The organism is Sphingobium baderi, from assembly GCF_001456115.1.
Taxonomy (GTDB): domain Bacteria; phylum Pseudomonadota; class Alphaproteobacteria; order Sphingomonadales; family Sphingomonadaceae; genus Sphingobium; species Sphingobium baderi_A.
The window spans coordinates 2,527,364-2,553,923 of sequence record NZ_CP013264.1 but is presented as its reverse complement, the minus strand read 5'-3'; the positions used below and the strand labels follow the sequence as shown (position 1 = coordinate 2,553,923).

General features: G+C 62.3%; 27 protein-coding genes and 3 tRNA genes. 19 read left to right on the top strand and 11 right to left on the bottom strand.

All coding sequences use genetic code 11. The annotated features are described in order from the left end of the window. Positions 1–22: 22 nt before the first annotated feature. The 4 genes from ATN00_RS12630 to ATN00_RS12615 all read left to right on the top strand — a co-directional run bounded on the left by ATN00_RS12630 (position 23) and on the right by ATN00_RS12615 (position 3,059). Positions 23–697: an RluA family pseudouridine synthase gene (locus ATN00_RS12630; RefSeq protein ID WP_062065106.1), complete on the top strand. Its 675-nt coding sequence runs from the start codon at positions 23–25 to the stop codon at positions 695–697. 178 nt (positions 698–875) lie between these two features. Further along, positions 876–1,298: an alternative ribosome rescue aminoacyl-tRNA hydrolase ArfB gene (gene arfB, locus ATN00_RS12625; RefSeq protein WP_062068756.1), complete on the top strand. Its 423-nt coding sequence runs from the start codon at positions 876–878 to the stop codon at positions 1,296–1,298. 86 nt (positions 1,299–1,384) lie between these two features. Beyond that, entirely contained in the window at positions 1,385–1,870 is a 486-nt protein-coding gene (locus ATN00_RS12620; RefSeq protein ID WP_062068754.1) for a GAF domain-containing protein, read from the top strand. Between the two features lie 145 nt (positions 1,871–2,015). After that, positions 2,016–3,059 (top strand): RcnB family protein, encoded by a 1,044-nt coding sequence (locus ATN00_RS12615; protein ID WP_062065103.1) that lies wholly within the window; start codon positions 2,016–2,018, stop codon positions 3,057–3,059. 200 nt (positions 3,060–3,259) lie between these two features. Here ATN00_RS12615 and clpX read toward each other — a convergent pair whose 3' ends face one another. The 5 genes from clpX to ATN00_RS12590 all read right to left on the bottom strand — a co-directional run bounded on the left by clpX (position 3,260) and on the right by ATN00_RS12590 (position 8,266). Further along, positions 3,260–4,528, bottom strand: a complete 1,269-nt coding sequence (gene clpX, locus ATN00_RS12610) for an ATP-dependent Clp protease ATP-binding subunit ClpX (protein WP_062065100.1) — start codon at positions 4,526–4,528, stop codon at positions 3,260–3,262. A gap of 134 nt (positions 4,529–4,662) precedes the next feature. After that, positions 4,663–5,298 carry an ATP-dependent Clp endopeptidase proteolytic subunit ClpP gene (gene clpP / locus ATN00_RS12605; protein WP_062065097.1) on the bottom strand — a complete coding sequence of 212 codons (636 nt, stop codon included), beginning with the start codon at positions 5,296–5,298 and terminating at the stop codon, positions 4,663–4,665. A 90-nt stretch (positions 5,299–5,388) separates the two neighbouring features. Continuing rightward, entirely contained in the window at positions 5,389–6,366 is a 978-nt protein-coding gene (locus ATN00_RS12600) for a glycosyltransferase family 2 protein (protein WP_062065094.1), read from the bottom strand. A 144-nt stretch (positions 6,367–6,510) separates the two neighbouring features. Beyond that, complete coding sequence (gene tig, locus ATN00_RS12595) at positions 6,511–8,115, bottom strand: trigger factor (RefSeq protein ID WP_062065091.1); 1,605 nt, start codon at positions 8,113–8,115, stop codon at positions 6,511–6,513. Between the two features lie 66 nt (positions 8,116–8,181). Further along, positions 8,182–8,266 (bottom strand) — tRNA-Leu (locus ATN00_RS12590). A 142-nt stretch (positions 8,267–8,408) separates the two neighbouring features. Here ATN00_RS12590 and ATN00_RS12585 point away from each other — a divergent pair. Continuing rightward, complete coding sequence (locus tag ATN00_RS12585) at positions 8,409–8,588, top strand: hypothetical protein (protein WP_021246784.1); 180 nt, start codon at positions 8,409–8,411, stop codon at positions 8,586–8,588. On the opposite strand, the gene ATN00_RS12580 is transcribed toward ATN00_RS12585, so the two are convergent. Beyond that, positions 8,585–9,286, bottom strand: a complete 702-nt coding sequence (locus tag ATN00_RS12580) for an NAD-dependent deacylase (RefSeq protein ID WP_062065088.1) — start codon at positions 9,284–9,286, stop codon at positions 8,585–8,587. The genes ATN00_RS12585 and ATN00_RS12580 overlap by 4 nt on opposite strands. Positions 9,287–9,371: 85 nt before the next feature. Here ATN00_RS12580 and dapB point away from each other — a divergent pair, with 85 nt between their 5' ends. The 8 genes from dapB (at position 9,372) to ATN00_RS12540 (ending at position 13,866) form a co-directional block, all read left to right on the top strand. Continuing rightward, positions 9,372–10,136 carry a 4-hydroxy-tetrahydrodipicolinate reductase gene (gene dapB / locus ATN00_RS12575; protein WP_062065085.1) on the top strand — a complete coding sequence of 255 codons (765 nt, stop codon included), beginning with the start codon at positions 9,372–9,374 and terminating at the stop codon, positions 10,134–10,136. 4 nt (positions 10,137–10,140) lie between these two features. Then, positions 10,141–10,794 (top strand): endonuclease III, encoded by a 654-nt coding sequence (gene nth / locus ATN00_RS12570; protein ID WP_062065082.1) that lies wholly within the window; start codon positions 10,141–10,143, stop codon positions 10,792–10,794. A 93-nt stretch (positions 10,795–10,887) separates the two neighbouring features. Further along, the gene (locus tag ATN00_RS12565) at positions 10,888–11,286 is read left to right on the top strand and encodes a hypothetical protein (RefSeq protein WP_420496684.1); all 399 of its coding nucleotides are present in this window, start codon (positions 10,888–10,890) and stop codon (positions 11,284–11,286) included. 66 nt (positions 11,287–11,352) lie between these two features. Continuing rightward, a tRNA-Arg gene (locus ATN00_RS12560) sits at positions 11,353–11,420 on the top strand. A 144-nt stretch (positions 11,421–11,564) separates the two neighbouring features. Beyond that, positions 11,565–11,641: transfer RNA gene (locus ATN00_RS12555), tRNA-Arg, on the top strand. Between the two features lie 277 nt (positions 11,642–11,918). Then, the gene (locus ATN00_RS23705; RefSeq protein ID WP_197413597.1) at positions 11,919–12,089 is read left to right on the top strand and encodes a hypothetical protein; all 171 of its coding nucleotides are present in this window, start codon (positions 11,919–11,921) and stop codon (positions 12,087–12,089) included. Next, positions 12,076–12,573 carry a hypothetical protein gene (locus ATN00_RS23445; RefSeq protein WP_062065079.1) on the top strand — a complete coding sequence of 166 codons (498 nt, stop codon included), beginning with the start codon at positions 12,076–12,078 and terminating at the stop codon, positions 12,571–12,573. Before ATN00_RS23705 ends, ATN00_RS23445 begins: the two co-directional genes overlap by 14 nt. A 921-nt stretch (positions 12,574–13,494) precedes the next feature. Next, a complete protein-coding gene (locus tag ATN00_RS12540) occupies positions 13,495–13,866 on the top strand; it encodes a PRC-barrel domain-containing protein (protein ID WP_062065076.1) in 372 nt (123 codons plus the stop codon). A gap of 60 nt (positions 13,867–13,926) precedes the next feature. On the opposite strand, the gene ATN00_RS12535 is transcribed toward ATN00_RS12540, so the two are convergent. Genes ATN00_RS12535 through ATN00_RS12525 form a run of 4 tightly spaced genes read right to left on the bottom strand, consistent with a single transcriptional unit; the run spans position 13,927 to position 16,782 of the window. Next, a complete protein-coding gene (locus ATN00_RS12535) occupies positions 13,927–15,921 on the bottom strand; it encodes a protein-L-isoaspartate(D-aspartate) O-methyltransferase (protein ID WP_062065074.1) in 1,995 nt (664 codons plus the stop codon). Between the two features lie 24 nt (positions 15,922–15,945). Beyond that, positions 15,946–16,086: a hypothetical protein gene (locus ATN00_RS23440; protein ID WP_156415276.1), complete on the bottom strand. Its 141-nt coding sequence runs from the start codon at positions 16,084–16,086 to the stop codon at positions 15,946–15,948. Between the two features lie 10 nt (positions 16,087–16,096). Continuing rightward, entirely contained in the window at positions 16,097–16,486 is a 390-nt protein-coding gene (locus ATN00_RS12530; RefSeq protein ID WP_062065071.1) for a four-helix bundle copper-binding protein, read from the bottom strand. Beyond that, positions 16,486–16,782, bottom strand: coding sequence for a hypothetical protein (locus tag ATN00_RS12525; protein WP_062065068.1), 297 nt, complete (start codon positions 16,780–16,782; stop codon positions 16,486–16,488). Before ATN00_RS12525 ends, ATN00_RS12530 begins: the two co-directional genes overlap by 1 nt. A gap of 472 nt (positions 16,783–17,254) precedes the next feature. Between ATN00_RS12525 and ATN00_RS12520 the strand changes: the two genes are divergently transcribed. Further along, positions 17,255–17,758 (top strand): Pycsar system effector family protein, encoded by a 504-nt coding sequence (locus tag ATN00_RS12520; RefSeq protein ID WP_062065065.1) that lies wholly within the window; start codon positions 17,255–17,257, stop codon positions 17,756–17,758. 5 nt (positions 17,759–17,763) lie between these two features. Further along, entirely contained in the window at positions 17,764–18,471 is a 708-nt protein-coding gene (locus tag ATN00_RS12515) for an adenylate/guanylate cyclase domain-containing protein (RefSeq protein ID WP_062065061.1), read from the top strand. 55 nt (positions 18,472–18,526) lie between these two features. Here ATN00_RS12515 and ATN00_RS12510 read toward each other — a convergent pair whose 3' ends face one another. Further along, complete coding sequence (locus ATN00_RS12510; RefSeq protein WP_062065059.1) at positions 18,527–21,628, bottom strand: tetratricopeptide repeat protein; 3,102 nt, start codon at positions 21,626–21,628, stop codon at positions 18,527–18,529. Between the two features lie 145 nt (positions 21,629–21,773). Here ATN00_RS12510 and ATN00_RS12505 point away from each other — a divergent pair, with 145 nt between their 5' ends. Genes ATN00_RS12505 through ATN00_RS12490 form a run of 4 tightly spaced genes read left to right on the top strand, consistent with a single transcriptional unit; the run spans position 21,774 to position 26,524 of the window. Beyond that, positions 21,774–23,354 carry an adenylate/guanylate cyclase domain-containing protein gene (locus tag ATN00_RS12505; RefSeq protein WP_062065056.1) on the top strand — a complete coding sequence of 527 codons (1,581 nt, stop codon included), beginning with the start codon at positions 21,774–21,776 and terminating at the stop codon, positions 23,352–23,354. Positions 23,355–23,362: 8 nt separating this feature from the next. Continuing rightward, complete coding sequence (locus ATN00_RS12500) at positions 23,363–25,057, top strand: ThiF family adenylyltransferase (RefSeq protein WP_197413596.1); 1,695 nt, start codon at positions 23,363–23,365, stop codon at positions 25,055–25,057. Further along, a complete protein-coding gene (locus tag ATN00_RS12495; protein WP_062065050.1) occupies positions 25,035–25,598 on the top strand; it encodes a Mov34/MPN/PAD-1 family protein in 564 nt (187 codons plus the stop codon). The genes ATN00_RS12500 and ATN00_RS12495 overlap by 23 nt, the downstream gene beginning before the upstream one ends. Further along, positions 25,595–26,524: a TIR domain-containing protein gene (locus ATN00_RS12490; protein ID WP_197413595.1), complete on the top strand. Its 930-nt coding sequence runs from the start codon at positions 25,595–25,597 to the stop codon at positions 26,522–26,524. Before ATN00_RS12495 ends, ATN00_RS12490 begins: the two co-directional genes overlap by 4 nt. Positions 26,525–26,560 lie beyond the last annotated feature (36 nt).

Here is a 26,560-nt window from a genome sequence, read left to right as displayed (position 1 = left end):
CCTTTCCGAACGGATCGTTACCTTGTCCCTGCTCAATGACAAAGTCCTCTTCATCGACGGTGAAGCCATCATATTGAACAAGCCCGCCGGGATGCCGGTCGATGCGCCCCGCGACGGATCGCTCAGCCTCGAAAATTATCTGTCGTCACTGACCTTCGGCTTTCAGCGCTGGCCACTGGCGGTGCATCGGCTGGACCGGGACACCAGCGGTTGCCTGTTGCTGGCCCGCAACCCCAAGGCGCACAAACGCTTTGCCGCCGCGTTCGAGGCCGGGACGGTGGGTAAACGCTATCTTGCGGTGCTTGAGGGCGTGCCTACGGACGAAAGCGGCATCATCGACATGCCGCTGAACAAGATCAGCAGCGCGGCGGAGGGCTGGCGCATGGTGGCCGATCCCAAGGGCAAGAGCGCCATCACCCATTGGCGCAAGATCGCGGAAAAGGATGGCCGCGCGCTGATCGCCTTCACGCCGCGCACCGGGCGCACGCACCAGATCCGCGTTCATGCCTCCCAAGCGCTTGGAGCCGCGATCGTGGGCGATCCGGTCTATGGCACGGCTGGAGAACCCATGCTGCTCCATGGCCGGTTCCTGAGCGTCCCGCGCAGCGGCAAGCCCGCCGTCGAGGCCATTGCTCCGCTGCCGCCGACATTCGAAGCGGCGGGATTTGGCGAGAATTATCTGGACGACGGCGCCTGACCCGCGCCGCTGACGCAAATTTTCTGGTTTCTTATTGAAACGGACAAGTCGCGGCATATATCTGTTGCGGCGTCCCATGGCGCACATTGGATGGCCCGGCAGCTCCTCCCCTCCCCCTCGCTGCCGGGTCATTTTTCCGCTTCTTTTGCATCGGCCCGCTTTGCGCTACATCGCGGCTATGCCCGCCATCCAGATCACCCGATCCATTGCCATCGACAGCGATGAGATTTCCGAGACTTTCGTCCGCTCGACGGGCGCGGGCGGCCAGCATGTCAACACGACCGACAGTGCGGTGCAACTGCGCTTCGACGTCGCGAACAGCCCATCCCTTCCCGAAGCGGTCAAGCACCGGCTGGCCGCGATCGCGGGTCGGCGGATGACGGCGGAGGGCGTCCTGATCCTGCGGTCGGAAGGATCGCGATCCCAGCTCATGAACCGGCAGGAGGTGACGGCGCGGCTGGTCGACCTGATCCGGCAAGCGACCATCGTGCCCAAGAATCGCAAGGCTACAAAACCCACCAAGGCATCGAAAACGCGGCGGATGGATGGGAAGGCCAAGCGGGGCGCGGTCAAGAGCCTGCGCCGCAAGCCAGTCGATTAGACGCGGCGGGGCCTGAGCCGAAACCGGGCGTTCACGCGCACGAAGTCATGGTGGCATTCCCACGGGCCGGAACCTATATGCGCGCCATGTTCGATTTTGCCCCCACCGCAGACAGCGACAAGCCGGCGCTCTATGCGGACCTGCTTTCCGCCGCCGATGCCCTGACGAGCGGAGAGGCGGACGCCATCGCCAATATGGCGAATATCGCGGCGCTGATCTGGCAATGGCTGCCCGACCTCAACTGGGCGGGTTTTTATCGCATGGTCGACGGCGAACTGGTGCTTGGTCCGTTTCAGGGCAAAGCCGCCTGCATCCGCATACCGCTGGGCAAGGGCGTTTGCGGCACGGCGGCGCAGACGCGGCAGACGCAACTGGTGGATGATGTCCACGCCTTCCCTGGACATATCGCCTGCGACGGCGCCAGCGCCTCTGAAATCGTGGTGCCCATCGTGCATCAGGGTGAGCTGATCGGTGTCCTTGATCTGGACAGTCCGCTTGTCGCCCGGTTCGACAGAGGCGATGCTGCGGGACTGGAAGCGTTGGTGGCCCGGATCGCCGCGCGTATCGGCTGACATCCACCCTCCCTTCCTGACCCGTTTCGGGACAGGTCAGTGCGCCCTCCATCCTTGGAAAGGCGCGGATCACCATGCTAAACAGGCTGTTAGTAATTTGGGCGGGGGGCGCCGCGCACCTGCCCGGCGAACAGGGAGTTTGGACATGCGGACCCGGAGCATTCTTATCCTCGGCGCGATGCTGTTGGGCGGGGCCAGCGCGCCCGCCATGGCATCGGGCACCGGCACGAGCGTGACCAGCGCCGCGCTGCCGGTCATGGGCAAGAGTTACTCCGGCCCCCGGCCCGGCCATGGATGGAATGGCGGGCACCGCTGGGGACCGCGCCATGCCGGGCGCTGGTATGCGGGCTGGCAGGCGCCGGGCGGCTGGGGCGCCTATCGCCGTCCCGTCTATGGCTATATCCTGCCGCGCTACTGGATCAATCCGGCCTATTATATCGGCAATTACGGCGCTTATGGCCTGCCCGCCCCGGCCTATGGCTATGGCTGGTCCCGTTATTATGACGATGCGGTCATGACGGATCGCTATGGCCGCGTCTATGATCGCCGCAGCGGCATCGACTGGGACCGTCATGAAGGCGGATATGCAGAGGATCGCGCCGAACGCCGGGACAATGGCGTGGGTGGCGCGGTTGCAGGCGCCGTCGTGGGCGGAGTCGCGGGCAATCTCATCGCGGGCAGAGGCAATCGCACGGCGGGCACGCTGATCGGCGCAGGCGTCGGTGCGGCCGCGGGCTATGCCGTCGACAAGGCGGAGGATCGGGGCCGCGATGCTCCTCCCCCGCCACGCGCCGGCGTGGATTATGATCCGGGCGCACCGGACGATGCCGTCACCTATGACAATGCCTATCAGGGCCGTTGGGTCGGCACCTGGCGCGACAAGGATGGCAAGGCCTATAGCGGGGAATATGAAGGCCGCTTCGAAGGCACGGTCGAAGGGGAGCCCGGCGTGGATTACGCGCCACCGCCCTATGACGGCCCGTCGCATTGGTCGGATGGAGGCGTCACCAGCCATGGCGGAGGCGGTTATTACGCGAACGGCTATTATTATCCCGCGCCCACGGTGACGACGGTAGTGGTTCATCCCGCGACGACGACCACGACAACCACGACCTATGTGACGGAAAAGGTTCGCTACCGCAAAGCAGCACCAAGGTCGAAGATCATCCGATCCTGCCGCTGCAAATGATAGAGGCGGCAGCGGCCCTTAATGGTCCTAACCTATCAGGCCCATCTGCGCGCCTTCGACAAGCCAAAGGCGACGAGGATAGGCAACGGGCCGTTCCCTAGCGTCATTGGCGGGGAGATCAGCCGGTCTCCTCACCCGGAAAATAAAAAGGCCCGCCCGGATCGCTCCCGGCGGGCCTTTTCGATCATGTCATAGACCGGTCAGGCTGCGTCTTCGGCGCGCTTTTCCTTGTCGCTGAATACGCGGATCGGTTCCTTGCTGCCCGCGACGACATCCTTGTCAACGACCACTTCACCCACGCCCTCCATGGAGGGTAGGTCGAACATGGTGTCGAGCAGGATCGATTCGAGGATCGACCGCAAACCGCGCGCGCCGGTCTTCCGCTCGATCGCCTTCTTCGCGATGGCGGTCAGCGCATCTTCGGTGAAGCTGAGTTCCACATTCTCCATGTCGAACAGCTTTTGATATTGCTTCACCAGCGCGTTCTTGGGTTCGACCAGAATCTTGACCAGTGCGGTCACGTCGAGATCTTCCAGCGTCGCGATGACCGGCAGACGGCCGACAAATTCAGGGATCAGGCCGAATTTCAGCAGATCTTCCGGCTCGCTCTGACGCAGCAGTTCTCCGGTCTTGCGTTCTTCCGGCGCGGCGACATGGGCGCCAAAGCCGATGGACTTGGCTTCCAGACGATCGCCGATGATCTTTTCGAGGCCCGCGAAAGCGCCGCCGCAGATGAACAGGATGTTGGTCGTATCGACCTGCAAAAATTCCTGCTGCGGATGCTTGCGGCCGCCCTGGGGCGGAACGCTGGCGGTGGTGCCTTCCATGAGCTTGAGCAGCGCCTGCTGCACGCCTTCGCCCGACACGTCGCGGGTGATGGAAGGATTTTCCGCCTTGCGGCTGATCTTGTCGATCTCGTCGATATAGACGATGCCGCGCTGCGCCTTTTCCACATTATAGTCGGACGCCTGCAGCAGCTTCAGGATGATGTTTTCCACATCCTCGCCCACATAGCCTGCTTCGGTGAGCGTCGTCGCGTCCGCCATGGTGAAGGGCACGTCGAACGTCTTGGCCAGCGTCTGCGCCAACAGCGTCTTGCCGCAGCCGGTGGGACCAACGAGCAGGATGTTGGACTTGGCGAGTTCCACCTCGCCCGGCTTGGAGCCGTGGTTGAGGCGCTTGTAATGGTTGTGGACAGCCACCGACAGGACACGCTTGGCGCGGTTCTGGCCGATCACATAATCGTCGAGCACATCGCAGATTTCCTGCGGGGTCGGCACGCCGCCATCCTTCCGCCCGACGAGACCGCCCTTGGTCTCCTCCCGGATGATGTCGTTGCACAGTTCCACGCATTCATCGCAGATGAACACGGTCGGCCCCGCGATCAGCTTACGCACCTCATGCTGCGACTTGCCGCAGAAGGAGCAGTAAAGCGTACTTTTAGAATCGGAGCCCGTGAGCTTTGTCATTCGTCATTCTTCCTTCCCTGCCGCCCGCGAAAAGCCGCTTCAAGCGAGGGATATTGGTCCAAGGGTCATCCTAAACCGCGGCGCGACCGTTTCACAAGAGGTGAAAATGGATAGGCCGCGGTAAAGACAAAGCATCAACCCTCGGAAGTTTCCGCGATGGCCGGCCGGCGATCGAATACTTCATCGACCAGACCGAACGCCTTCGCTTCTTCCGCTTCGAGGAAGGTATCGCGATCCATCGCGCGCTCAATCTCTTCCAACGGGCGGCCGGTATAATCCGCATAAAGGCCGTTAAGCCGTTGACGGATACGCAGGATTTCCTTGGCCTGGATCTCGATATCGCTGGCCATGCCCTGCGCGCCGCCCGAGGGCTGATGGATCATGATGCGCGCATTGGAAAGCGCGATGCGCTTGCCCGGTTCGCCCGCCGCGAGCAGAAAGCTGCCCATGGAAGCGGCCTGGCCGATGCAGACGGTGCCGACCTGCGGGCGGATATATTTCATCGTGTCGTGGATCGCCATGCCGGACGTCACCACGCCGCCGGGCGAGTTGATATACATCCAGATGTCCTTCTTCGGATTTTCCGATTCGAGGAACAGGAGCTGGGCCACGATGAGCGAGGCCATATGGTCTTCCACCTGGCCGGTGACGAAGATGATCCGTTCACGCAGCAGCCGCGAAAAGATGTCGAAGCTGCGCTCGCCCCGGTTGGACTGTTCGATGACGATGGGGACCAGCGCGGCCATGGGATCGGACATGATATCGGTCATTTTGCTCTTTCAGTCAGGTGCTTTTGCCCGATCCCTACATCGGCACAAAAGCGGAATGGTTCAAGGGGGTGCGTGCGCGCTTTGGCCCGTTCAGTCGCGGTGGACGAAATCGGAGGGCGCGCGGAAGGCCAGATAGGCGAGCCGCCGCACCTCCCTGCGCCCGCGCACCACCGTGTCGAGGATAAGGCCGCACATGGCCGACAGCGTGGCGAGGATCATGAGGCCGGTGACGAGAATCGCCGTAGGAAAGCGCGGGACGAGGCCCGTCTGCACATAGGTGACGATGAGGGGTTCCGCCAGGATGAGGCCCGCAAGCGCCAGCAACGCGGCGATGACGCCGAAAAAAAGAATCGGCCGCTCTATGCGATAAAGGGTGATGATGGTCCGCAGGATGCGCCAGCCGTCGCGATAGGTGGAAAGCTTGCTCTCCGAACCTTCCGGGCGAGCGCCGTAAGCGGTCACGATTTCCGACACCGGCATGGCGAGTTCGAGGGCATGAACGGAGATTTCCGTCTCGATCTCGAATCCGGCGGACAGGACGGGGAAGCTCTTCACGAAGCGGCGGGAAAAGATGCGGTAGCCCGACAGGATATCCGTGAAACTGCGGCCGAAAAGCTGTTTGAGCAGACTGGTGAGCGCCCAGTTGCCGAAACGGTGGCCGCGGCGATAGGCTTCCTCCACCTCGCTCTTGCGGGAACCGACCACCATGTCGAGATTGTCAGCCAGCATCGCGGCGATCATCCGGGGCGCGGCGGCGGCTTCATAGGTGGCGTCGCCATCGGCCATGACATAAATGTCGGCATCGACATCGGCGAACATGCGGCGCACGACATGGCCCTTGCCCTGCTGCGCCACGCGGCGGACGATGGCCCCTGCCCCGGCCGCCAGTTCCCGGCTGCCGTCGGTGCTGTTATTGTCGAAGACATAGATGTCGGCGTCAGGCAGCGCGCGGCGGAAATCCTCCACCGTCCGCACGATGGCGCCCGCTTCATTATAGCAGGGCAGGATGACCGCGATGCGCGGCGTGGCGATCCCCTCCCCGCTGTTCACTGCCGGAAATTCCTTCATCTGATCCTAAACCCCCTGCCCGTTCATGGCCCGCCATGCACGAACATGATTAAGATTCGGTCTGCCACGATGCGGCAGAAATGAAAAGCGCCCGCGCTTCTCAAGGAAGCCGGGCGCTCTTCTCGTCAGGGCTCGGACGCCCTATCATTCAGCCTTGGCGGCTGCCTTCTTGGGCGCGGCCTTCTTGGCGGGCGCCTTTTTGGCAGCGGGTTCGGCTTCGGCTTCCGCAGCAGCAACCTTCTTGGCGGGCGCTTTCTTCGGCTTGGCGGGAGCGGCTTCGGCCTTGTCCTTGGCAGCCGGAGCTTCCTCAGCCTTTTCAGCAGCGGCCTTCTTGGGCGCAGCCTTCTTGGCCTTGGGCTTTTCGGCATGATCATGGTCATGACCGCAATCCGGCCCGTGGACGTGCGGCTTCAGATCGCTGTCGTCGGCCTCGATCGCGGCTTCCAGTTCCTCGCGGCTGACCGTGCGGTCAGTGACTTCGGCCTTGTCAAAGAGGAAGTCGACGACCTTATCCTCATAGAGCGGGGCGCGAAGCTGAGCGGCGGCCATCGGATCCTGACGGACATATTGCACGAAACGCTCGCGGTCCTGCGGGCCATATTGCTGCGCGGCCTGCATGACGAGGCGGTTCATTTCCTGATCGGATACGACAACGCCATTGGCCTGGCCGATTTCCGAGAGGAGCAGGCCCAGACGGACGCGGCGCACGGCGATGGCGCGATAGTCTTCCTTTTCCGCTTCCATTTCCTTGAGGGCGGCTTCGGGATTTTCCTCATGGCTGGCTTCATGCTGAAGCTGCGCCCAGATCTGGTTGAATTCGGCTTCCACCATGCTGGGCGGCACGTCGAAATCATGCGAAGCGGCGAGCTGATCCAGCAGCTTGCGCTTCATATAGGTGCGGGTCAGGCCGTTATGTTCCTGCTCGATCTGGCCCTTCAAAAGCTCCTTGAGCTTGTCCAGACCTTCCAGACCCAGCGACTTGGCGAAATCATCGTCCAGCTTGGGCTTGTCGCCGTTCAGGATCGCCTTGACGGTGATGTCGAAGGTCGCGGCCTTGCCGGCCAGATGCTCCGCGCCATAATCTTCGGGGAAGGTGATTTCGATGGTCTTCTCATCGCCCTTCTTGACGCCGGTCAACTGCTCTTCGAAGCCGGGGATGAACTGGCCGGAACCGATCTTGAGCTTGATGTCTTCGGCCGCGCCCCCTTCAAAAGGCTCGCCGTCGATCTTGCCCAGGAAATCGATGGTCAGCGTGTCGCCGTCCTTCGCCTTGTGGCTGGCGGCATATTCTTCCAGAGCGCCCTGCTGGGTCGCGATGCGGCCGGCGGCTTCATCGACCTGCGCGTCGCTGACTTCGGCGGTCAGGCGTTCCAGCTTGATCCCGTCGGTGCTGGGCGCCGCGATTTCGGGCAGCACTTCCAGTTCGACCTTCACTTCGGCGTCCTTGCCGAATTCGAACGTCTCATCCAGTTCGACGGACGGCTGCATCGCGGGACGCAGCTTGTTGTCGGCGATCAGCTTCTGGATGCTATCCTGAATCGAGCTGTTGAGCGCGTCGCGCTGCAACGATTCCCCGTGCATCTTGCGGACCAGATTGGCCGGCACCTTGCCGGGGCGGAAACCGGGCATCCGCACCTGCGGCGCGATCGCCTGCACTTCCTTATCGACGCGGGCGTCGATGTCCTTCGACGTGATGGTCACGGTGTAGGCGCGCTTCAGGCCTTCGTTCAACGTCTCGACAGTCTGCATCTTTTCTCTCAAACGCTTTCTAAGCTGAATATCGTTGGCGCCTGCGATGTGAAGGGCCTGGCGCACTGGTGCGGGCGAAGGGACTCGAACCCCCACATCTTGCGATACCAGAACCTAAATCTGGCGCGTCTACCAGTTTCGCCACGCCCGCATCGGTCGCCGGTCGGCGCGGCATAGAGAAAAGCGCGTCCAAGGGCAAGCGCCAAGGGTAGAGGGCAATCGAGAAAAGGCGGGAACCCTGTTCGGCCCCGGTGCGTAAACCTGAAACAAACCTTTTTCCCGGAGAAACAAACGTGGCAACGCAACCAGACGGGGTTCCGCCCCCCGACACCATCGAACCGCAATCGCCGCCCGAAGCGCCGCCGCCGATTGCCCCTGACGAAACACCCGCCGGCCAGCCAGACGAAGTCCAGCCGCAGCAGCCCGATTTCGACCAGCCCGACAATGCGCCTGCCGAAGTGCCGCCGGACTAGATGAGCAACTCGCGGACCAATGCGGGCACCAACAGGCTGGCCGGTCCCATGCGGCTTTCGTCAAAATAGACGCTACCCGCGGAAGGCTCCAGATTGAGTTCCAGCGTATGTGCGCCGACATGCCGTGCGGTCTGGACGAAACCCGCAGCCGGATAAACCGCGCCCGACGTTCCGACCGACACGAAAAGATCGGTCCGGCGAAGCGCTTCGTCGATGACATCCATTTCATAGGGCATTTCCCCGAAGAACACGATGTCAGGGCGAAGCCGAGGCTTGCCGCAACCGGCGCACGTCGTTTCCGGCGGCAAGGGCGCGCTCCAGGGGACGGCCTTTCCACAGGCGGCACACAGGGCGGAGCGCAGTTCGCCATGCATGTGGATCAGGCGCCTGGTCCCTGCCCGCTCATGCAGGTCATCGACATTCTGCGTGACCAGCAACAGGTCTCCCGGCCATTCGGCATCCAGCGCGGCCAGCGCTTCATGCGCGGGGTTCGGCTTCACCGCGTCGAGCCTGGCGCGGCGCTCGTCATAGAAGCGGTGGACAAGAGCCGGATTGCGGGCCAGCGCCTCAGGCGTGCAGACATCCTCGACCCGGTGCCCTTCCCACAGCCCGTCGGGGCCGCGAAAGGTGGCAAGACCGCTTTCGGCGGAAATGCCCGCTCCGGTGAGAATCACGATGTTGCGAATATCCCTGTCCATCGGGCGGATTTAGCGGATGCGCGGGGGATGACAAAGCCTGCCCGCTCTGGCATCGGCGGATCATAATCCACATTCGGAAACTGACATGACCAGCATAGGCATTTTCGGCGCGGCAGGCCGCATGGGACGCGCCATCGCTCAGGCGGCGGCGGAAGCGGGCATTGCCATATCGGGCGGGACGGATCGGGACGGCAGCGGGGAGCTTGCGCCTGGCATCGCCATCGGGTCCGATCCGGTCGCGCTGGCCCAGATCAGCGACGTGTTGATCGACTTTTCGGTGCCAGCGGCTCTTTCGTCGCATCTCGATGCCTGTGTCGCGGTGGGTAAGCCTATCCTGATCGGCACGACGGGGTTGGAGAGCGAGCATCATGCGCTGATCGATAAGGCCGCGCAGGCCATTGCCGTGCTCCAGACCGGCAATACCTCGCTGGGCGTCAACCTGCTCGCGGCGCTGGTGGAGCAGGCCGCGGCACGGCTGGGGGACGATTGGGACATCGAAATCGTGGAGATGCACCACCGGCACAAGGTCGATGCGCCGTCCGGCACGGCCCTGCTGCTGGGCGAAGCTGCGGCGCGGGGACGCGGCATCGCGCTGGCCGAGCATAGCGAGCGGGGACGCGACGGCATCACCGGCGCGCGGGCCAAGGGCGCGATCGGCTTTGCGGCGCTGCGGGGCGGATCGGTTGCGGGCGATCATCAGGTGATCTTCGCGACGGAAGGCGAGCGGATCGAGATCGGCCATCGCGCGGAAAACCGCGTCATCTTCGCGCGCGGGGCGGTGAAGGGCGCGCAATGGCTGAGCGCGCAACCGGCCGGGCGATACGACATGAAGGCCGTGCTGGGCCTCTAGGCGCATGAACAAGACGCAGATATTCGAATTTTTCAGCCGCCTGGCGGAGGCCAATCCAGCTCCACGAACCGAGCTGGAATATGGCAATGACTATCAGTTGCTCATCGCGGTGGTGCTCTCCGCGCAGGCGACGGACGTGGGGGTCAATAAAGCGACCCGCGCCCTCTTCCGCGAGGTCGAGACGCCCGCGCAAATGGTGGCCCTGGGCGAGGAAGGGCTGAAGCAGCATATCAAAACCATCGGCCTCTATAATGCCAAGGCGAAGAACGTCATTGCCCTGTCGGAAATACTCGTCCGCGATTTCGACGGAGAAGTGCCGCGGGAACGCGACGTCCTGACCACCCTGCCCGGCGTCGGGCGCAAGACCGCCAATGTGGTGATGAACACCGCCTTCGGGGAAGAAACGTTCGCGGTCGACACCCATATCTTCCGCGTCGGCAACCGCACGGGCCTGGCGCCCGGCAAGACGCCGCTTGCCGTGGAGCAAAAGCTGGAAAAGCGGGTGCCGGGGCCGTTCCGGCGGGACGCGCATCACTGGCTGATCCTGCATGGCCGCTATGTGTGCAAGGCGCGCAAGCCCGAATGCTGGCGCTGCATCGTTGCCGATCTGTGCCGTTACAAGCCCAAGACGCCCGCGCCCGCAACCAAGGCAGGTTGAGATTCGTTATCGTCCGGTTCAGTTGAATTATGGCAAAAGCTGACGGATCGCCGTGCTCCGCATCGTCTTATGGCACGACACAGGAGAATGAACATGCCTGCTCAAAACAGCTATCGCCGCCTTGCATCCATGGCCCTGGGCGCGGCCCTGATCTGCTCCGCCATGCCCGCGATCGCCAAGACCAAGCCGGATAATCTGGTCGCCGCCGGCGATCCGGTCGATTGCGTCCAGATCGTCGCCATCCAGTCCACCAATGTGCGGGACGACAAGACGATCGATTTCATGATGAATGGCGGGAAAATCTATCGCAACACCTTGCCCGACAGCTGCCCCAGCCTGGGTTTCGAAAGGAAATTTTCCTATGCGACCAGCCTGTCCCAGCTTTGTTCCGTGGATATCATAACTGTGCTCCAAAGCAGCGGCCCCGGCCTACAACGCGGCGCGAGTTGCGGCCTCGGCAAATTCCAGCCCATGCAGAAGGCCCCGAAATAAGATTGCTTGCGACCCCATTTTGGTGCTGGCGCGGGCCGCCGCCCTTTGCTAAGCGGCCTGCACCACGCACCCATAGCTCAGCTGGATAGAGCGCTGCCCTCCGAAGGCGGAAGTCAAGCTGAATTTGGGGTGCGTGACGACGAAAAAAGGGTTGAAGAAACAATACTTTAGACGGAAGCTTGCGGAAGCGGAAATTTGAGGAAAAATCCTCACGGAAGCACCACGGAAGCAGTCGGCAGATTGACGATTTTCATGGCCCCATTTACGGGGGACAGGATGCACTCGTAGCTCAGCTGGATAGAGCGCCGCCCTCCGAAGGCGGAGGCCACAGGTTCGAATCCTGTCGAGTGCGCCATTTTCTCCTTATAAATCAAAGTATTGCCCGAATGGGCGCGCGAGGTTTTTCGTCACCGAGAATTGCTCACGGAAGCACCCGGCGTAGGATAGGCTTCTTTTTCCAAGCAATTTCGGACAAAACGCCAATTCCACGCGGAAGCGCGTCATTCGATGACCATCTGGAGAGTGGGATTCGCCGAGTCTCCGCCTCGCTCCGCTCAGCAGCGCTATGGTTCCGACGCAGCCTGCTCACGGACCTACTGAAAGTTTCGTGATTTCAGGCGAAGTGACCGCTCGTGGGAATCGCGGCCGCGAATTCCGATGACTGGCGTTCCATCCAGCGGGTCACGGATCGATGCTGGCGCGAAACGCGCGATCACGGCCGCGTCGTCCTGCCGACCCTGTTCGCACGTCTCGAACTGCGCCGCGCCGGCAGCCCGGCTGCGGCGGACCTTGACCGACGATGAGCATCGGCTTCTCGGCCTGCGCGAAAAAAAGCCCGCGCCATTGTCCTGGCATGCGGCGCGGCGGGGGCCTGAGGGCGCCGCTGCAGATCGCGGCGCGCTCGGCCCGCCTCATCATCCGCAGCGTGCTCGGGCAGGATGTGGCTATGCCGGAGACGGTCGCCCAGACGACGATCACCTCTCAGGCGTACAGTCGCCGGTTCAATCGGCAGGCCGCTACGCGCTGCGGCGCCATGTCTCGATATCCTTCTCTACCGCCCTGGGGCCGAATTTCGTGACACGCATCGGCTTGAAGCCGCAGAAGCCGAGAATTTGGCCGCGCCCGGCTCGACGGGTCGCGGTCGACCATTGGAACACCGATAACTTCCATGTCCATATCCTCGTGCGCGGCGTCGCCGAAACGGGCGAGCATCTCGTCATTGGCCGGGATTACATCCGGCAGGGGAACCATGCACGCTCACGGTGCGGTGGCGCGGAGACGGGCTAGGCCAAGACCCCGGCGACCGACCCGGCCTATAGCGGCATCCGCCGCGAGCCGGAATTGCCGCTCCATGAGGAGATTGCACTGCAACCCCTCGCGCTAACCGGTGAGTTCGATTTCGGCGACCAGGATGGCGGGAATGAGGACGCCGCGCAATCGGCGGCTGGCCCAGCTGGCCGACCGGATGCGCCATGTCGCGCGCCAGGCATCGCTCGACCCGAAGGACGGAATAGACCGGTGACCGCCAAACGACTCAAACACACCTTCCGCCTCCCGCCCGACCTGTCGGCCCAGCTCGCCGAGTTTGCGCTGCGCAAGCGCGTTGCCCAGGCGCAGATTGTCGAGGCGGCACTGGCGTCCTTCTTCTCGCCCGATGGCTCGAACCGGATCGAGGCAACGGTCAGTCGGCCGACCGGCTCACTTATCATATCGAGGTGTCGAACGAGGTTTTGGCGCTGTTCGTGCACTTCTGGCTGACCAGCACGCCGCCGCTCCCCGACACGGCGCAGGTGGCTACCCCAGGCGATTGGGAAGGATCGCTACGAAGGATTTCTCGACGCTCTTACCCGGCTGGGGCCGAAACTGTCGGGCGAGCCGTCGCGGGATATGCCCGGCGCCGCCCATCGGGTCGATGAGTTATGAGCGCCGAGCAGACAGCGGCAGCATGCGATCGCGTCCCGGTGCCGGCCATCGAAGCCCACTGGCGCCCGGCTGCCGGCGGAACCGGGCTCGAGCAATATTGGGTCATTGTGGGCAGTGCCGGACGAAAGAGGCTTTTCCGTAAAACATCACGGGCCTTAGTGTCGGATGGACTCAGTCCGCTCACCTGATCCGCCCGAAAGCTCGCTCCGGCGATCAATAGCTATTCGGTGGGAAAATCATGCCCGGCTCTGCGTTTGACCAGAATAGCAGCGCAGGAGATACACCATGACACAGACCGACATCGCTACGGACGAGACCAACCGGCTGATCGCCTCGAACAAGGTGGAGGGCACAACCGTCTACAACCGCGAGGGCGAGAAGCTGGGCTCGATCTATAACTTCATGGTCGACAAGCGATCGGGCAAGGCCGAGTACGCCGTGCTTCAGTTCGGCGGCCTGCTTGGCATCGGCAGCGACTATTACCCGCTTCCTTGGGACGTACTCACATATGACACTGACCAGGGCGGCTATGTCGTCGGCCTCGACAAGGCCGTCCTCGAGAAGGCGCCGCGCTATGCGAGCGGCAACGAACCCACGTTCGACCGGGAATATGGCCGCGGGGTCTATGGCTATTACGGGATCAACTACCCCTTCTGACCCAATCTGGTGCAGCCGGGCATCGATCCGGCTGCATCTTCTCACACTATCCGACCCCGATCATTCTCCGAAGGGATAAGTCTCCGGCATACCCCGGTGATGCTCGGGACCGAGCGGCGTCACGGCGCGGGTCTCATCGAACCAGACGAATGCGTCGAACTGCTCGGGCAGGATAGCCTGGCTGTAGTGGCTCCATAGCTCGGTTTCCGGCCGATAGATCACACCGATGAACCTTTCCAGCAGGGGCTCGGCAAGGCGGCGGCGCAAAGCTTCATTACCCTCGGCGCGAAGGTCGAGAAGGAAAGGATTGCGGCCGCTGTCGTGGAATTGGCGCTCATAACTGTCGGGCCGCGAAGGATTGACGCGCTTTACCTCCATGTCGCCGTCCCAATCGGTCGCGGCTGCTACAGTGCCCGTGTGCGTGCCGAACCCGATCAGTGCCGCCCCCTCCCCCCAGCGTTCGCGGGCGAGCTGGCCGATGTTGAGTTCGCCGCGCGCCATGCCCATGTCGGTATGGCGCGCATCGCCGATATGGCTGTTGTGCGCCCAGACGATCGCCTTCGCGTCCGGACCCCTGGCGTCCAGCAGATTCTCGAGCGTTTCGAACATATGCGTGTCGCGCAGGTTCCAGCTCTCCGCGCCGCCATAATACATGACGCGATAGTAGCGCTCGGCCGAGGCGATCAGGCGCGCGTTCTGCGCGGCGTCGAGGAAGTCGTCGCCGTCCGCCCTGGCATAATCGAGCCGCTTGCCGAACAGGTCGCGGCATTGCGCGATCACCGCCGCCTCGCATTCGGCATAGCCCCGGCTGAGCGCGGCGCGGCCATATGTTGCGGGGTTGCGCTGCCAGGGTGTCAGGCAGCCGTAGCGCTCGCGCGCGACGGCTGCCGCCTCGGGATCGACCCGGTCGAGATAATCGAGCACCGCGCCGATCGAACCGGACATGTTGTAGATGTCGAGACCGTGGAAGCCGGCGCGGCGTGCCATGTCGGGGATCGCGCCATTGTGATTGCGCATCCATTCGATCAAATTCGCGACATCGGTGTTGCGCCACATCCATGTCGGAAAGCGCTGGAACGGCGGCTCGATGCCCTCGCGCGCAGGGCGATGGCGGACGTAGCGGTCGACGGTTGCGGCATCGGGCCAGTCGGCCTCGACGGCAACGATGGTGAAACCGTGATGGGCGACGAGGTGCCGCGTGATGGCCGCGCGCGCCTGGTAGAATTCGCTGGTGCCGTGGCTCGCTTCGCCCAGCATCACCACGCGGCGCCCGGCGAAGCGATCGAACGATGTCCCGAATGCGGGATCATCGAAAGCCGGCAGCGGTTCGGCGGCCTCGCCGATCATCTCGGGCAGTGACAGCTGGCGCGCGGCGCCCGGTACATGGTTGCTGGCCGCGCGGCTGCCGTCCTCGCGCCAGCCCTGCGCGCCGATCAGCGGCACGAACATGACCGCACCGAGATTCTCGGTCTCGAAGCAATCCTCACTCACCCGGCTCACTTTGCAAAGCTTCTGGTCGCCCGGATCGCCCACGGGGATGATGAGGTGACCGCCGACGGCAAGCTGCTCACGCAGGCTTTCGGGAACGCTCGGGCCGCCGGCGGCGACCAGGATGGCATCGAACGGCGCCTCTTCGGGCGATCCCCTGGTGCCATCGCCGACACGGATATCGACATTGTCGTAGCCGAGGCTGGCCATCCTCGCCGCCGCCAGCTTGCCGAGCCGGGCATGACGCTCGATCGCGATCACTTCGCATGCGATCCGGCCGATGACGGCGGCCGCATAGCCCGAACCGGCACCGACCTCGAGCACGCGGTCGCCCGGCGCGATCTCGGCCGCCTCGATCATCGCGGCAACGATGTAGGGCTGCGAAATGGTCTGCTCGTCCTCGATCGGCAGCGCGGAATCCTCATAGGCGAACTCTTCGAGGCCCTCGCCGACGAAGCGCTCGCGCGGCACCGCCCGCATTGCGGCCAGAACGCGCTCGTCCCGGATGCCACGGCGGGCGAGATGGATATCGACCATGCGGTCGCGCAGGGCGTCAAAGTCCGCCATGAGCGCCTCCTGTTGCTGCTGCCGTCATTCCGGATTCCGTTCGATCGCGCCCGTTTCGAAGCCGGTCGGCACGCCATCGTCGTTGATCCCACCGATGAGCTTGCCTTTACCTCGGCCGGCAGCGGCGCGCTGGCCTTCGTCCAGCTTCCATCCGGTGACGGACATCGGCCCCGCCTTACTGAACAGTCGGCAGCGCCGTCCGGCAGTCGGATGCGCACTCGCGGCACATCTCGGCGCAAAGCCGGCAATGGCCGTGCTCGTGACGCGCGCATTCCTCGGCGCAGAGATCGCAGACGCGCGCGCAGCTCTCGAGCATCAATCGCAGAACCTCGATGTTCTGCCCCGTGCGCCTGACGCCGAGGCGGGCCGTCGCGGCACATATGTCCGCGCAGTCGAGACAGGAGCGGATGCACTGCGTCATGTCCATCGGCTCGGCCACGCAGGCGTCGGCACATGAAGTGCACATCTCGGCGCAGAACATCGCGTGGCGAGCGGCCGTCGCGAGCATTTCGTTGAAGTCATCACCCACGTTGGGATGAAGTGCGATCATTTTGTGGATAGACATCAGCCGTGCGCCTGCTTGCGCCGGGTTTCCCAACCCTTTTTGGCGGCGGCGGAGCGCTTCTCATGGCTCTGGCCCGATCCGCCTTTCCGTCCGCCCTTGCGCGAAGATTCATGGCTTTCCTTCTTGCCACGCCCCGATCCGGATTTGTTGCCTCCACCGGATTCCTTGTTCACGGTAGCCCAGGCGCGGCGTTCCGCTTCCTTATGGCTGACGCCGCGGTCCTCATAGCCTTCCTCGATATGCTCGGCCTTGCGCTTCTGCTTGTCGGTATAGCTCGACTTATCTCCGCGGGGCATGACATTCTCCTTCGATCGCCCCCTCCTCCTAACGCTCCGGGTGAGCGATCGTGCCCCGATGTCGACAGAATGAAATGGCACGTGTCGAAATTTGCGTTCGGCCTGCCGTGGATTTGCATCTCTTCGCGGGATCAGGTCAGTTCAGGCGGCTATCGCGATCACTCAGCCAACAGGACCAATCGCAAAAAATCGCCTTTGTACATCCCCCTAATGGCGGCAGTTTCACGTCTCCCCTCGACCGTTCATCGGACAGTCCGGAAAGGCTCCTTTCGGGAGCGCGATTAGACTAGCGGACACTCCCGGTAGCGAAACGGCGCGTTGGCTTTGGCGTCCATCCCGGGAGCTCATGGCCAATTGCGATCCTCCCGAAAGCAGTCGTTTGTTCATCCGCGCTCGTCGTCCAAGCGTCGCGCAGACAACACGCTTTGCTACGCCGACGGAACTTGTTACCGTCTCCTATCGGAGGGGTAGCATGAAAGATCTGACCGTCATTGAAGCACAGTTGACGCGCGTCTTGAACTTTTTCCCCCGCGTTGACACCAAGGTCGCTGGGCTCTTCACCGTCAATTCTGCTGTACTGACGGTCAGTGCGCTCAATGTACAAGCTGGTGATCTCAAACAATGGTACATCGCCATTCCCGCTGTTTTTCTGGTCCTTGGCTTAGTCGGGTCCTACACATTTCTCTATCGGTGCAACTTTCCTGATCTTGAGGGCGGCCAGGGCAGCCTGATCTATTTCGCCGCAATCCGAGACCGCACGGAAACCAAATTCAAGGACGAGTTCGAAGCGGCTAGCGAGGCGGACTATCGCTCTGACATGCTTGGTCAAGTCTGGCGCAATTCCCACATTCTGTGCGAGAAATACCGGGCCATTGCTGTCGCAATCCGTATTACGCTGGCGACCTTCCTGCCTTTTGCGATCTTTCTGGTGATGACGGCAATCGAACATAGCCGGATACCCGTGTTTCGCGGGTAAGTCAGATGGCATTGAAAGACGATCTCACTAATGCCGTCGACGGCATTCTAGGAACAGCGTTCGAGGAGCGCGACGGTCAGAAAATACCGACATCGGACGACATCGCCTTGTCAAACGGCGCCGTGAAGCTGGATGCCGCGTTCCTCTATGCCGATCTCGCGGGATCGGGCGTCATCGCAAAGGTTTGCCCCTGGGACACCACAGCGAAAATCATCCGCGCCTATCTGGATTGCTCGGTACGCATCATCCGAGCGCAAGGAGGCGAGATTCGAAGCTTCGATGGCGATCGTGTGATGGGCGTGTTTATCGGCGATAGGAAGCGAACGAACTCCGTGAAGGCCGCGCTTAAGATACAATGGGCGACCGAAAATCTAATTCAGAAAAAGGCAACCGCCCGGTTCAACTCGGTAAAGAACAATGACGTGAAGATTCGGCAAGCCTGCGGTATCGATGTCGGCATCTCCAGGGCGGTACGCGCGGGCATCCGCAACAATAACGACCTAATTTGGATTGGCCGCCCGCCAAGCTTTGCGGCGAAGCTCTCCGATAATCGAGAATATCCCTACTGTACCTTCATCTCGGCCGCAGTGTATGATGCGATGTTAGACGAAGCGAAGCTGAGCAAAGGCGTTAATATGTGGGAAAAGCGAAGCATGAAGTTCGCTGGCGGTGACGAGGCCGTCTATCGCTCAAATTACGAGTGGACGCCGTAACGGCGTTCAACGTACCTTATCTCGATCAGGATCGTCCTCTTGAAGAAGCCATCGATTATCGTTCGGCGGCGTGAAGCTGGTCCAGAATATCAAGTGCAACTTCCCGAATTTCCTTGGCAACAGCTGGCGTTTCGCCTCGATTAAGCTTCAGCGCTATCGAGAGCGGCTCCACCGTTCTGCCCTCTTCGGAGTCGAGCAGTGCGCTCAACTCATTACTAAGGCCAGCACGGGCAAGCTCCAGGCTTGTGTCGACAAAGCTCGGAATGAGCTCACGGCGCGTCTCCAATTCCGGCAGTGCGGCACCGAGATGGGCGATCGCCGCCTGGATATCGCCACGCTTGGCTTCGAGCGGCGCGAGAAATAGCCGTGCCTCGGTCAGATCCGGGTCGCGTTTGAGCGCTTCGGAGCCGTCCTCGATCCGGAACTGCAGTTCGCGATCGGTCAACTGCGCACGCGCTAAAAGGCATTTGGGATTGTCGGGGTCAGCCTCCATCGCCCGGCCAATCAATGCCTGCGCTTCGGAAGGCGCAGAGATACGAGCGAGTCCCGTCAGCGCCGATACGCCAATGTCATTCAGGGCTAGGGCGGCTTCGAAATGTTCGCGCGCACCATCCTCGTTATGCCGACGGGCCGCGATGTCCCCCTGGAGTACAAGGCTACAATAGCAGTCTTCATTTGCGGCAAGCGCCTCGTTCAGCAATTCGAGCGCGTCGTCATCGTCGCCATGATGGACGAGTAGCTCGGCAACTTCTCGCATCGGACCGCATGCACCGCTTTCAAGAACTGCCTCGACGGCCTTCCGCAGTGCCGACTCCGCCTCGGCATCCGAAGCCGATTTCTCCATCAGCAGGCGCGCCAGCCTGACCCAGGCCGGCTCGCCATCCTCGATGGTCGTGGCGTGGCGATAGGCCTTCTCGGCGCGATCTCGCTGACGGCTCGCGCTATAAATATCTCCGGCCGCAATCCATGCCCAGGCATCGTCGGCATGCTTTTCCAGCATGGCGTCGACTAACTTGGCAATCGCTTCGAAAGGTTCGCCCAAATTGCGCATGGCATTTGCCAGCATCCGGTAGATCACAGGACTATCGGCGCCGGTCGCAATGCTCCGATCTAGTGCAGCGCGGGCCTCGGCAAATTCTTCCTCGGCTGAGAGAAAGGCGCCGAGATCGGCCCAGGCCATCCAATCGTCGCCGTGCTCGGCCACATCCCGGAGCAGCATTATCGCCTCTGGCGCACGACCGGTTCCGCTCAGCAAGCTGGCCAAGAGGTGCCTGGCTTCGGAACGATCAGAATGATCCTCGAGCGCCTGACGAAGCACCGCCTCGGCTTCATCCTCCTTGTCCTGACGCATCAGGATTCTGGCAAAGTGCGCGGTCGCGTCATCTGTCAACTCGCCGAGCGCAGCCGCCCTGCGATACAAATAGAGCGCACCATCTGCATCATCATTCCGAGCGCGCAAATGCGCCAAATGAAGGATCGCCGGCGCGCAGCTGGGGTCGATTTCCAATGCGCGATTGAAGGCGACCTCGGCCGCTTCGGTCTGGTCGGCGAACGACAGCATCAGCCCGAACATCGAATGCGTGCCCGGATTCTCGGGCTCGCGTTCCACGGCGCGCTCGGCAGCGCGAACCGATTCCTCGTGTTCGTGGAGTTGAAGATGCGTGAACGCCAATTGTATGAACGGCATTGGGTTCGATGGGCTGATAGTGGCGGCCTCAACGAGCAAAGCCTTTGCCCGGTCGGCATCCTCGCTCTCGAGCGCGTCGTGTGCCTCGCGAAGAAGTCTGTCGACAGCGGCATCGCCGTCGCTCTCGTGGAATTCCGCTTCGATCAAGCTTGGCGCGACTTCCGCCGGCAAACCGTCCTGACGCAGCGACTGGAGGAAATCAGCGGGCGTCTGCGCCAAGATACGTGCGCGGACCGTCTCGGGCTGCCCCGTCAAAATGGCGTCGAAGGCCCAGTGATAGTCGGCCCGCTTGGCGGGCTCAAATCGGCAGGCTTCATCGACGAGTTTGGCTGTCGTCGCGACCAGTTCGTCACGATCGTAATATTCGGTCATGAAAGCGACAAGTGCGCGGACCCGGCTCGAAGGATGGCTGCGTCGCCTCATCAGATAGTAGATATTGAACAGCCGCTCGGCGGCGTAATATAGCGCCGATCGTCCGCGACCTTGCTCCTTGATCACCGAACCGCGGTCGCTCAGCCGACCAAGCATGGCGGAGGCCGTGTTAACATTGACCCGCGCTGCCTCCGCGATCTGCTTTGCGGTGCTCGGATCCCATGCGTCGAGCAGTGCGGCGAACACCTTCCGCTCGACTGCTGGGAGCATGTCGAGCTGGCTTTTGAAATATTCGGTGTTCTGATCGATCAGCTGGTTGAGGTTTTCCATGAGATCGCCAAGCGAGGGCGTGCGCATGAAATCCGCAAGAATATGGATTAGCCGCGGGCTACCCCCGGTCAGGATCTGCAACGGTCGGATTCGGGCGCGCGGCACGTCGTGCGTGGTGAGGGAGGCCCATAACGCATGGCATTCTTCGAGCGTCAGCGGTCTGAGCGGCAGGATGCGATAGCCATCGAGGGGGCGGCCCGAACTCTCGTCGCTCGATTGCGCAACGGAAGTTGCAAGTACGCCGAAGAGTGAATCGTCGGCCAAGGCGGCGAGCAGGATTGAGCGGTCGCTGCCGATCTGATCGTTCAGCAGCATGTGGAAGTTTTCGACAACCACAAGCAGCCGCTTGCCGCTCGCTGCCGCGACGTCGCGCAGGATCTCCAGGCAGCGCTGCAGCAGGAGCGTCTCGTCGGCGATCGTCACCGCTTCGCGGTACCGGGCCTTGAGGCTCGCATCGCCGGCGTCATCGGCGAGATAGAACAGGCATTCGAGGAAGAATTCGCCCGGCGTGGTGACCGTGTAGCTTTCTTCACCAAGAAAAATTGGCTGCCAGGATGCGTGCAGCGCTTCATCGGTCCTGATTTCAGCCAGCACGCGCCGGCACAGGGTGGTTTTTCCAGCACCTCGCGGTGCGACCAGAATGACCCGCGGCGCTGCCGTCTCGCCGCGCAGGATCGTCAGGGTTTCTGCAAGTTCGGGCTGTCGAACGATAAAATTCGATACGGCCTCGTCATCGGACTGAAAGGCCGGATTGAATTTATACGCCATCGTCCGCGTCCCTCCTGACTTACACCGATCCGCATTCCTAGCTGCCATCAATTTTGTTGGCAAACGGAAAAACATGGTTTACAGATCGCCAACAAATCTGCTGGCAATCGGCTTAAGCGGAAAAAGGAACAGGGATTTCAGTATTATGGCGAAGAAGGTGTGGAAGAGCGAGACGACCGACAAGCGGGTGGCGACTCGCTTGAAGGAGGTCGAGACGGTCGAGATCAAGGACTATGTGCGGGATACCGACCTGCATGGGCTCGCGCGGAACAAGGCGTATCGCGTCGACGGCGTCCATGTTTATGCGGACATTCTCAACTTGGGCGAGATGCTGCAGTCGACCGAGGTCGAAGGCGAGACGTGCCACAAGCGGACCCTTCGCTTCCTCAACCTCCATTATCGCGCCGTCTACCGGATCATCGCCGCGGTGGATGCGATTCAGGTCGATTTCCACAATCAGCGGCTGCACTTGGTGGTCGCCAAGCCGTATGGCGATGAGGCCGCGCGCGTGCACAAGGCGGTGGCGATCGGTCAGCTGATCATGGATGTCCTGGCCAAGACCGGCGAGGATGGTGACGAGAAGATTCCAGCGGCAAAGGTCAGGGTCGGCATTGATACGGGCCTGGCCCTGGCGGTGCGGAACGGCCGCCGTGGCAGCTCCGAGCCGCTCTTCCTGGGCGTGCCGGCAAACCATGCCGCCAAACGCGCCGGGGGCGGAACGGCCACCGGCATCTATCTGTCCAATGAAGCGCGCGGCGCGATCGGTCTTGATGCGGTGGATGACGAAGATGTCAGCGCGCTGACCGCAGTCGAGGTGGGCGACAGCCAGGAAGAAGCGGCGCTCGCCGTGACCGCCGATGGTATCGTTCGGGATTGGAAAAAGGACCTGGAAGCAAATCCGATCGGCAAGTTTTCGTTTAGCGGGCATACCCCGCCGTTCGCCGATCTCGATCTGGAGGTGCTGACCCCGGGCAATTCGCGCCGCAACAACGCGATCTCGGTCTATGCGGACATTGACGGCTTCACCGCTTATGTTGCCGACCATATCGACGACGACGATGACGCAATGGACGTCGTGCGAGCACTGCATGTGCTGCGTGCTGAACTCGACGCCGTCCTCACCGAGGATTTCGGTGGGCGGAAAATCCGGTTCATCGGCGACTGCGTCCACGGCGTCATCGGTGAAGGCACCGCGCAGACCACCGATACCGAAGCAAGCGCGAGCACGGCAATCCTGTGTGCGGGCGGACTGCGCAGCGGCTTCGACCGCGCTTTGGAGTTGCTTGAGGACGAGGACATCGACGTTGCCGGTCTCGGGATCGCGATCGGATTGGATGCCGGCCCCGTCGCGCTGACGCGCCTGGGCATGAAGGGGTCGATGATCCGCTGCGCGACGGGACGGGCGATTCTGGCTTCGGAACTTGAACAACGTCGTTGCGCGGGGGACGAGACCGCGGTCGGGTCGGTCGCTTATGGATGGTGCTCCGCCGCTGGACAGGAGATTTTCGGATCCAGCCGGAAGCGCTCGGGCCTGACCTATGAGGTGGCGCTCGAGGAGCTTGCGGACGAAGGGGATGCGACGGCTGCGGCCGCCAAGGTCGCGAAGACCGCGATGTCGATGGCGCTTCTGGAGCCGGTCATTGCCGCGCCGGCCGATGCGGTGCCGAGCGCATTCCGCTTTCCGAACCGCGATGCCACGCCGACCAAGCCGGCAGGCTTCGCCTGATGTGGTATATGCGTGATCTGGGCCGCCTGGCATCCGAACAGGCGGCCCTTGCCGACCTTGAAGGGCGGGAGGCCTGGTTCACCGTCGCCAGCGTGTATTTCGACGATCAGGTCCGGCTTTGCTTCGATGCCGAAATCGAGATCGGCGCGAAGCGCTATCCGATCCGGCTGACATATCCGCAGACATTTCCTTACACCCCGATCTCGGTTCTTCCCCAATCCCCCGAGCGCTGGTCGGAGCACCAATGGGGGCGCGGCGAACTTTGCCTCGAATGGGGCCCGGACAATTGGACGCCCGACATCACGGGTGCCCAGATGGTCGAGAGTGCTTACCGGCTATTGCACGGTGAGACGCCGAATGATGCCGATGCGCATCCGGTCCTGCCATCGCGCCATGTTGAAAGCCTGGGTCAGCAACTGCGCGCCTCGGCCGTGGGCTTTGTCCTGACCCGGGCGCTTGCGAGCAAGCTCGATGCAACGCTGGGCCCGCAACTGCTCCCGATGGACTTTTTGATGCGCTCAACGACGCACGTCGTGATCCCGCTGACTGTCGGCGATGAAGACCCTGTTTGGCGCGACCCGACGGTCCCGGAAGCCCTGAAGGCGTCTAGCCTGACCCTGAAAGGGCATGTCGCCATTCTACCAGCCGGAATGCCGATTCCTGCGCTGGGAACTGCGTCCGGGTTGAAGAAGGCTCTGGCCGATGCGGGCTGCAGCTATCCCGAGGGCTATGTCTCTGACGTGCTAGATATGTGCCTGGTGCATGCAGATGGCGTCGCCCGTCTGTTCTGGGTGAAGGACGGGGCCGACACCGTCACAGAATTCAAATGCCTTCCCGAGGGCGGCGGCGGTCGCATGGAGCCATCTCGCGCGGCCCTTGGGACCATGACCGTGGGTCTTGTCGGGTGCGGCTCGGCTGGCGGCAAGATCGCGACCAGCCTGGCCCGCAGCGGCGTCGGCAATTTCCTGTTTGTCGATGACGATGTGATGCTTCCCGAAAATCTTGTTCGGCACGATCTCGACTGGGACGCGGTCGGCGATCACAAGGCAGAGGGGCTGAGGCGCCGGATCGAGATGATCGCGCCGGCCGCCAAGTGCACCGTGCGCCGTCAGCAGCTCGCCGGACAGGAGAGCAGCGGCAGTATCGACGGCGTGCTGGCGCTTTTGCAGACCTGTGACCTGATCATCGACGCGACCGCCAATGCGCGCGTGTTTAACTTGCTCGGATCGGTTGTCGCCGCAGCCCGGAAGCCGCTCCTGTGGCTGGAGATTTATGGTGGCGGGTTCGGCGGAATGATCGCCCGGTCGCGGCCCGGTCTCGATCCTGCGCCGCAGATCGCGCGAGCGCGGATCGAAGCGGTGTGCGCGGAGAAGAACGTCGTCGCGCCGCGTGCAACCGCGGGGTACGGGATCGACGCTTTGAGTGGCCCGATGATCGCCGATGATGCCGACGTTGCCGTGATCGCAGCGCACGCCACGCGCTTCGCTATCGACACACTCCTGTCGCCCGGCGAGTCGGCTTTTCCCGTCTCTGCCTATCTACTCGGGCTGAAGGCGGAATGGCTCTTCTTACAGCCGTTTCACACCTTTCCGGTAGACCTCGGCCAACCGGAGCCGGAAGTCACGCCGGCAATGGATCCAAACGGCTTGGCCACCGTGCAGCGCCTGATCAAGGAACGTCATGATCGTAACGCTGCCGCCTGATCTCATCGCGAAGTTCGAAAAAGCGCTGTCGCGCGCCGGCACCCGTGAAATTGGCGGTGTGCTTGTGGGCGAGCACGTCGCAGACGAAGAATTCCGCGTGGTCGATCTGTCGGTTCAGCGTTCGGGCGGAACTGAGAGCTGCTTCGTTCGCCATCCCAAGAAACATCGTCGCTTCATGCGGAGCTTCTTCCGCCGAACCGGCGCCGACTATGCGCGCTTCAACTATCTGGGCGAGTGGCATTCCCATCCCCTATACCTGCCGGTTCCGAGCACCACCGATCTGGCGCAGATGCAGCTGATCGTAGAAGACGGCTCCGACGCGCCGTTGTTCGCGGTCCTGCTCATCATCCGCCTCGACGGCGGCGAGCGTATCGAACTTGGCGCAACGGCCTTCACGCCAGGATCGTCGCCGACGCGGGTCGAGATCCGCGTTCAGCCGAGGCCGGCCGATGATCCGACCCTTTCCGGCAAGCCCACCCTATGGTCTTGGCAGCGGTCAGGCTGGTGGCGCAGGCAAGACATCAACAGGAGGAACGATTGAGCTTGAAGAAACGATATGAGGATCGCGCGGTGTTGATCGACGCGCTGCTCGGCCAGAAGATTATTCGCGGCAACGAGACGATCGCTGCAGCCTTTGCCGATGCCGGCGATTTGGTCGAATTCGCCGCGGGCAAGAATATCATCGAGCAAGGTGACAGCGATCGGTCGGTACATTTTCTGCTGTCCGGCCGAGGCCTAATCATCATCAACGGGGTGCGCCTCTATCACCGCGAGCCACCCTGCACCATCGGCGAGATGTCGGCCATAAATCCCAGTATCGGTCGATCCGCGTCCATCGAAGCGGTCGAGGACGTGGTCACGTTGAAAGTTGGCTATGAGAAGTTTGCCGAGGTCGGCGAAGCGCATCCCGAGATGTGGCGCCTCGTCGCCCAGGACCTTGCTGGGCGGCTCGAACAGAGGAATCGCTTCGTCAACCGTGCCAATATACGTCCCCGGGTGTTCATGATCTGCTCTGCGGAGGCGCTACCGATCGCAAAGTCCATTCGCGTCGGGCTTTCCCACGATGCGGACATTGAGATCTGGAGCGACGACATGATCTTTCCGGCCGGCGGGTATCCGATCGAAGCCCTAGAGGAGCAGGTCAACATTGCAGACTTCGGCGTTGCGCTCTGCGAGCCCGATGATCTCGTCACAGCTCGCGGCAAGACATCGGCGGTCCCGCGCGACAACGTCATCTTCGAGCTCGGCTTTTTCATGTCCCGCCTTGGCCGCCATCGGACTCTGTTGCTGGTGCCGCAACGCACCGATGTGACACTGCCGTCCGACTTCAAGGGTCTGACGCCGCTTCCCTATGCAACTGCTGACAAAGCCAGTGCTCGGGCTGTGGCGCTCGGCCCTGTGATCGATCGGATCAGTGCCATCATCGAGGAAATGGGTGTTCGCGCTTCGCTAATCGAGAAAAATTAGAACAGCGAGGTCAATCGCCGATCACTGGGCTGCGCC